At 27.8% G+C, this 5,559-nt stretch carries 5 protein-coding genes; all 5 read left to right on the forward strand.

Annotated elements, in window-relative coordinates; all coding sequences use genetic code 11:
- Positions 1-295: 295 nt before the first annotated feature.
- Entirely contained in the window at positions 296-2,737 is a 2,442-nt protein-coding gene (gene priA, locus ABY298_RS14550; RefSeq protein ID WP_372746783.1) for a primosomal protein N', read from the forward strand.
- Positions 2,738-2,951: 214 nt separating this feature from the next.
- Positions 2,952-3,602 carry a B12-binding domain-containing protein gene (locus ABY298_RS14555; RefSeq protein ID WP_372746779.1) on the forward strand — a complete coding sequence of 217 codons (651 nt, stop codon included), beginning with the start codon at positions 2,952-2,954 and terminating at the stop codon, positions 3,600-3,602.
- The gene (locus tag ABY298_RS14560) at positions 3,595-4,050 is read left to right on the forward strand and encodes a hypothetical protein (RefSeq protein ID WP_372746780.1); all 456 of its coding nucleotides are present in this window, start codon (positions 3,595-3,597) and stop codon (positions 4,048-4,050) included. The genes ABY298_RS14555 and ABY298_RS14560 overlap by 8 nt, the downstream gene beginning before the upstream one ends.
- Before the next feature lie 5 nt (positions 4,051-4,055).
- Positions 4,056-5,222, forward strand: coding sequence for a sensor histidine kinase (locus ABY298_RS14565; RefSeq protein WP_372746781.1), 1,167 nt, complete (start codon positions 4,056-4,058; stop codon positions 5,220-5,222).
- 116 nt (positions 5,223-5,338) lie between these two features.
- On the forward strand, positions 5,339-5,559 hold a 221-nt coding region (gene rpsF / locus ABY298_RS14570; RefSeq protein WP_372746782.1), incomplete at its 3' end, for a 30S ribosomal protein S6.

The raw sequence follows: 5,559 nt of genomic DNA on the forward strand, positions 1-5,559 counted from the left end.
AACTTGTAGTGGTATTATTAGTTGAAGCAATTGCTCCAAAACTAACTAATACAAATGTTGCGATTAAATATAATGTGTTTTTCATAATTTAAAATTTAAAGGTTCATACTAAATACTATTGTTAGTAGTACGCTTTATACAATACAAACAGCGTGCCAAAAAAAATAAATAAACCTAACCGTTTGATATGTAGATCTTTAAAATTTAATCATTTAAAAAACTAAAATAAGTGCTATTAAAAAATTCAAATAATTATTTTTGTGAGGTACAATTTAGATAAAAAAAGAAAAGCCTTATCAATTTTATAAACGTCATACTACCAATTCCGCTTCAAAAGCAATTTACCTATAAAATTACGGAAGCAGAAGCAGCATTTTTAAAGCCAGGAATGCGTGTTGCTGTAGAATTTGGAAAATCAAAAATATATACAGCTTTGGTGTATACTATTCATACCAATCCACCAGTAGGTTATGATGCAAAGGATATTTTTCAAATTTTAGATGAAACTCCTATTGTAAATGAAATTCAGTTAGCACATTGGGAATGGATTTCAAGTTATTATATGTGTTCTTTGGGCGAAGTTTTTAGAGCCGCATTGCCATCAGCGTTTTTATTAGAAAGTGAAACAGTTATTCAGCAAATGATTGGTTTTAATGATGAAAGTATTTTAAATGATGATGAATTTTTAATTTATGAAGCCTTACAACATCAAACACAATTAAGTATAAATCAGGTTGTGGAGATACTTGGGAAAAAAACGGTTTTTCCTGTAATTAAAGATTTAATTGAAAAAAATGTAATTAGTGTAAAAGAGCAAATTTACGAACAATACAAGCCGAAATTAATAAAATACATTCGACTAAATCCAATTTGGAATTCTAATGAAAAACTTTCAGAATTATTAGAAACTTTGAGCAGAGCGCAAAAACAGCGCGATGTTATTTTAACCTATTTTCAGCTTCAAACCACTAAAAAACCAATAAAGGTTGTAGATCTTCAAGAAAAAGCAAATAGTTCAGCAGCCGTTATAAAATCGTTGGTAGATAAAGATATTTTAGAGTATTATTTTATTCAAACCGATAGAATTAATTTTGAAGGAATTTCTAACGAAATAAAAGTTCTAACCTCTTTTCAACAAGAAGCTTTTGATAGTATAGAAAATTGTTTTAAAACCAAACAAGTTACCTTATTAAAAGGTATTACAAGTAGTGGAAAAACAGAAATTTATGCAAAATTAATAAAACAGCAACTTGAACAAGGAAAACAAGTGTTGTATTTATTGCCAGAAATTGCACTAACAACACAATTAATAGAGCGTTTACAAATTTATTTTGGAGAATATTTATCGGTTTTTCATTCAAAATATTCTATGAATGAACGTGTTGAAGTTTGGAATAATGTTTTAGAAAATAAACAAAAAGCGCAACTTATTTTAGGAGCACGTTCATCGTTGTTTTTACCCTATTCTAATTTGGGTTTAATTATAGTTGATGAAGAACACGAACCATCGTTTAAACAATACGATCCGTCTCCACGATATCACGCGCGTGATGCTGCAATAGTTTTGGCAAATCAACATAAAGCAAAAGTATTATTAGGTTCTGCAACGCCAAGTATAGAAACATTTTACAACGCGCAACAAGGCAAATATGGGTTTGTAGAGTTAAACAGGCGTTTTGGAAATGTATTATTACCAGAAATAGAATTGGTAGATGTTAAAGAAAAGCATCGAAAAAAAAGAATGAAAGGTCATTTTTCTGATCGATTATTAGAAATGATTTCTGAAGCATTAAAGGAAAAAGAACAAGTAATTTTATTTCAAAATAGAAGAGGATTTGCACCTGTTGTAGAATGTCAAACATGTGGTGTTTCTCCGCAATGTCCACAATGCGATGTTAGTTTAACCTTTCATAGTTATAGAAAAGAATTGCGTTGCCATTATTGTGGTTACAGGCAAGCCATGTTGCATAATTGCGGCGCTTGTGGAAGCGAAAAATTAAACACAAAAGGATTTGGTACAGAGCAAATAGAGTTAGAATTACAAGAGTTATTTCCAGATGCAAACGTTGGCAGAATGGATTTAGATACTACTCGTGGAAAATACGGCTATCAAAAAATATTAGGACAGTTTCAAGCACAAGAAATAGATATTTTGGTGGGTACACAAATGCTTTCTAAAGGATTAGATTTTGCAAATGTATCTTTAGTTGGAATTATGAATGCCGATAACATGCTTAATTTTCCAGATTTTAGAGCACACGAACGTAGTTATCAATTAATGGTACAAGTTTCGGGTAGAGCAGGGCGTGATCAAAAAAGAGGAAAAGTTGCCATTCAAACATTTAATCCGTATCATCAAATATTGCAACAAGTTTCTACCAATTCTTATAATGAAATGTTTAAGGAGCAATTGCAAGAGCGCTGGCAATATCATTATCCACCATTTTATAGAATTATTAAAATTACGTTACGACATAAAAATTTTAATACTGTTGAAGAAGGTGCAAATTGGTTAGGAAAATCGTTTTCATCTAATTTAAAAGAGCAAATTTTAGGTCCAACAACACCAGCCATTTCAAAAATAAGAAACTATTACATTCGTCAAATAATTATTAAAATTCCACCAAAACAATCGTTAGGAGCCTCAAAAAATAAAATTATAAGGGTTATTAATGCATTTCAAGCAGTTAAAGAGTTTAGACCTATTAAGTTAACTATTGATGTAGATAATTATTAAACTAAAGTTTTTTACTGCACAAAATTTAGGGCATCGGATGTGAAAATTTGATTTTGAGTGCAAACATTTTTTGTAACTTTTAGTTAGGCAACTAATACCATAACTTGTTTTTAAATAATTAAACCCAAAGCAAACTTAAAATAACTAGTAATATATGTCATATTTTTAGTAATATATTTTATCTATTTTTAAAAAAGATACAAAAACCCTAATTATGGAAATTGACAAAGAAATTCAAGATGATTTTTTTAAACATCTTTTGTTAGGTAATAAAAAGCAATGCTCTATAATTGTAAATTCGTTATTGAATAATAATATCTCAATTAAAACTATTTATGAGTATTTGCTTAAAACATCTATGTATAAAATTGGAGAACTTTGGGAATACAATAAAATTAGCGTTGCAACAGAACATTTAGCTTCTGCTATAGTTGAAGCAATTTTAAATGAGAATTATTTAACTATTATTTCTAAAAAACAACTAAATAAAAATGTATTACTTTCTTGTGTTGAAAAAGAATATCATCAAATAGGTATTAAAATGATAAGTGATATTTTTGAAATGAATGGTTGGTCTTCTTATTTTTTAGGATCTAATACGCCTACAAAAGATATTCTATTATTTTCTAAAACTATTTCTGTTGATATTATAGCTATTTCCTTAAGTATTTATTCACATTTACCAGAACTATTAAAGTTAATAGAAAAATTTAGATTAGAATTTCCAGAAACTCCAATTTTGGTTGGTGGACAAGCCTTTTTACATGGTGGTGAAAAAAAACTATTAAATTATTACAACGTAATTTATAAACCTGATATTTTTAGTACTGAATTATTTATTAAAAAAATAAACAATTATGAATAAAACCTATTTATTGCAGACTTGTGAGGAACTAAAAGGTTTTTCAGATAAATCATCTGAAGAGTATGATACAAAATCAGATAAATTATTGTCTGAAATAAATGCTATAATGTTAAAAAGACCTGATATTAAAGATTTAGTTGGTGAAGAAAACCTATTAATGATGCAAGATAATCATGCGAATCATATCAGATTTATTTCATCTATTTTAAAAGAATTTAATTCAGAAGTATTAATAGAAACCATACTTTGGGTATTTAGAGCTTATAGAAGCCATGGATTTTCCACAAATTATTGGGCCGCTCAATTAAATACTTGGATTTTAGTGCTTAAAAATCAACTATCAACGGAGTCATGTTTAGAAATACTTCCTTTATATAATTGGATGCAAATTAATATTCCTATTTTTGTAAAATTATCAGATGATAAGTTAAAGTCCCCAAACAATTGATTGATTTGACACAAAAAGATACCACAATACAAGATTTATTAGATTTTGAAAATGAGTTTAAAGATTCATTAAGTAAATCTAATAATTTTTGCATTGCACTTTATAATTTAAATAAAAACCTAATTTTTTCTAATGTTGCATTTCAAGGCCTTATAAAAGGAGACGCAACAGAAAGTTTAATAAACCCAACTTTTGATAAATTACTTACCTTAAACCCTAAAGATTCACTTATTTTTGAAGGTGTATTAACAATTGGAGATAGTTTTTCCATTAATTCTAGTATTGAAGCAAAAATTTTTAGAAAAAATGATAAAATTTTGATATTAGGAGAAATAAGTGCTGTTGATTTGCTTGAGCAAAATACTACAATGCATCTTTTAAATAGTGAAATTAACAACTTACAGCGTAAATTAATTAAAGAAAAACATTTATTACAACAAACCTTAAAAGAACTAGGGAAGGCAAATAAAGAATTAAATGAATTAAATGCAACTAAGGATAAGTTTTTTTCAATTATAGCACATGATTTAAAAAGTCCTTTTAATACAATTTTAGGTTTTAGCGAATTGTTATATTCTAATATTTCTAATTATTCACCTGATAAAACCGAACAATTTGCAAGTCATATATATAAATCGGCAAAGAATGCTTTTGGGTTATTAGAAAATCTATTAACATGGTCAAGTCTTCAAACAGGTAAATTAGAACCAAGAATTGAGCAAATTAATTTAACTCAAACCATTGAAGCTATTTATGATTTGTGCCTACCAATAGCCAATTCAAAAGATATAGCTTTAAGCCTAAGTTTAGATGGTTCAAGTTTAGTTTTAGGAGACGAACAAATGATTAATACTATTTTAAGGAATTTAGTAACAAACTCAATAAAATATACATATCCATTTGGAAAAATAACTATAAAAACTCAAAATCTTGAAAATGAGGTTGTAGTAATAATTTCAGATACTGGAATTGGTATTGATCCTTCAAAATTAAATAAGTTATTTTCTCTTGAATGTGAATTATCAATTAAGGGAACAAATAATGAAGAGGGAACTGGTCTTGGACTTATTTTATGTAAAGATTTTGTGGAAATTCAAGGTGGTAAAATTTGGGTAGAAAGTGAATTGGATAAGGGAAGCTCTTTTAAATTTACACTGCCAAGGGTTAAATAATTTTATGAATGAAATAAGAGTTTTAAAATTAAAAATATATTTTAAATAAACATTTGCTGAATAGTTATAAAATTGTACATTTGCACCCTTAAAAGTAAAAACTTAAATTATTAATTATGAATCATTACGAAACTGTTTTCATTTTGAATCCCGTTTTATCTGATGTTCAGGTAAAGGAAACAGTAAAGAAGTTTGAGGACTATCTTGTTTCTAAAGGTGCCGAAATGATATCAAAAGAAGATTGGGGGCTAAAAAAATTAGCTTACACAATCCAACACAAAAAAAGTGGATTTTATCACTTATTTGAATACAAAGTTGCTGGAGAAGTAATTGCTCC

The organism is Lutibacter sp. (genome assembly GCF_041596795.1).
GTDB lineage: Bacteria > Bacteroidota > Bacteroidia > Flavobacteriales > Flavobacteriaceae > Lutibacter.